The organism is Clostridium sp., assembly GCF_051656525.1.
GTDB lineage: Bacteria > Bacillota > Clostridia > Clostridiales > Clostridiaceae > Clostridium.
Genome location: NZ_JBOGCC010000386.1, coordinates 1 through 2,004 on the forward strand (window position 1 = coordinate 1; position 2,004 = coordinate 2,004).

Here is a 2,004-nt window from a genome sequence, read left to right on the forward strand (position 1 = left end):
TAACCAATTACATAGTCATGCTTAAAAACATATTTATTTGCTTTTGAATTTAATTTTCCTTGAGATAAAAGGATATCTCTTCTATAACATCCACAAGATTTTGTCTCACCATTTTTTAAAGAATATAGCTCTGTATAAATATAATTACCACAATCACAAACACACTTCCACCTTTTTTTGTTAACTCTATTTAAATCATAATCCACAATTGTCAGCTTATTAAATTTTTTACCAACTTCTTTCTTCCAAAAGTTCGGGTTTTTAATATTTCCATTTTTGAATTCTCTATATCCTTTACTTTCAATTATTGTTCCGTCATCAAATTGAACGTCAATATCATTCGCCCCTTTATAATTTATTATAGTCATAGTTTCGCCATTACTGCTTGTAGATTTTTCTCCCACTCTATTGTTCATATAGTCCTCCTAATGTGTTTATATTAATATTATATGTAAGAGAGCATGAGTTTATACCCATGCTAAATAAAAATTTCATAGTTTCTTGAAGCTATATAGACTTTGGTTGTTTTTAATTTGTCTTTAATGGCTATTTCCAAATCTTCCTTTAAGTCTTCTTTAGCTTTCTTGTTGCCATGATGAAGTACTATATTTTCACAATTTATGCTTGATAAATATTCTATCAAGTCCTCTCTTTGCATATGAGATGAAAATGTTGTTAGGGTTGTAACACTGCATCTTAATTCTAATTCTGTTGTCGAATCGAATTTAACAACTTTTGGATTATCTTGTATAATTCTACCTATTGTTCCATTTGAACAATACCCAACAAATATAATAGAGTTTCTTTGATCTGAAATTATCTTCTTAGCCCATTCGACACTTCTCCCTGCATTTAACATACCAGCAGAGCTTAATATAACTTTTTTCTCATTATTTGACATTATAGAAAGACTGTCTTCCCATTTTTCAATTAAATGAATATTTGACTTTTGCAGTATTTCTTCTAGCCCATAAAGCTTATTAAACTCCTCTGTAATTTTAACACTAAGAGGACTATCTACATATATTTGGTATTTACTATCTTTCAATAGGTGTAGAATTTCTTGAGTCCTCTGCAAACTAAAACAAGGAATTAATGTAATGCCCTGTGTGTTGCTTAAAATCGCTTCTAAAAGCCTTTCTTCATTTGCCCTAGTAATTGTACCATCAACCCTATCTCTCTCTCCATACGTGCTTTCTGTGACATATGTGTGGCAGTTTGAAACTGGTTTAAGTTTCTCTGAATATAAACAAGCCTTGTTTAGATTTCCCAAATCACCACTGTAAACAAATTTATTGTTTCCTTCTTTAATTATTATTTGTGCTGACTTTGCAATGTGTTGAGAAGGTATGAACTCAAATGAAGCACCATCACCTATTTTTACTTCATCAAAAAAATCATACTCTTCAATATTGTTCATTACCATTTCAACGTGCTCTAACTCATATAATGATTGATATTGCTTTTTACCTTTTGAAAGAGTCTTGGCAGTTTTTGATAAGATATAGGCACAATCTTCAAGCATGAATTTTGTTAAATTTCTAGTTCCCTTGACAATCCCAACTTTCCCTTTGTAACCTCTTTTGTACAACAATCCTAGCAAAGCACAATGGTCTGCATGAGTGTGGCTTATTATTACATAGTCTATTTCAGAAACTCTAAACTTAAAGTTCGAACTGTTGATTAAATGGTCTTTCATCATATTGTTTGATTGATACATTCCAAAATCAATTAATATTTTCTTTCCATTGTTTAATTCAACAAGTGTTTGACTCCCTGTAACATCTTCTGAACTCATACCTACAAATTTAACTTTCACATTTATCTCTCCCTTAGATTTTTAATTTATACTCCATCATATCACCTCAATTTCATTATATTAAAAAAGAGGGATAATCCCTCTTTAAATCTATTTACCACTTGAGCCTAACATACCAGTCCCACGTTCGCTTGAGATAGATTGAATCTCTTCTACTGTAGCTTCTTGGATTGTAAGTTTTGGTA

At 30.7% G+C, this 2,004-nt stretch carries 1 protein-coding gene and 1 pseudogene; both read right to left on the minus strand.

Features of this window, described 5'->3' with window-relative positions:
• A pseudogene (locus ACRDDY_RS18770) lies at positions 1-416 on the minus strand (hypothetical protein); the annotation flags it as partial.
• Between the two features lie 62 nt (positions 417-478).
• Positions 479-1,819 (minus strand): MBL fold metallo-hydrolase, encoded by a 1,341-nt coding sequence (locus tag ACRDDY_RS18775; RefSeq protein ID WP_438566446.1) that lies wholly within the window; start codon positions 1,817-1,819, stop codon positions 479-481.
• Between the last annotated feature and the right edge of the window lie 185 nt (positions 1,820-2,004).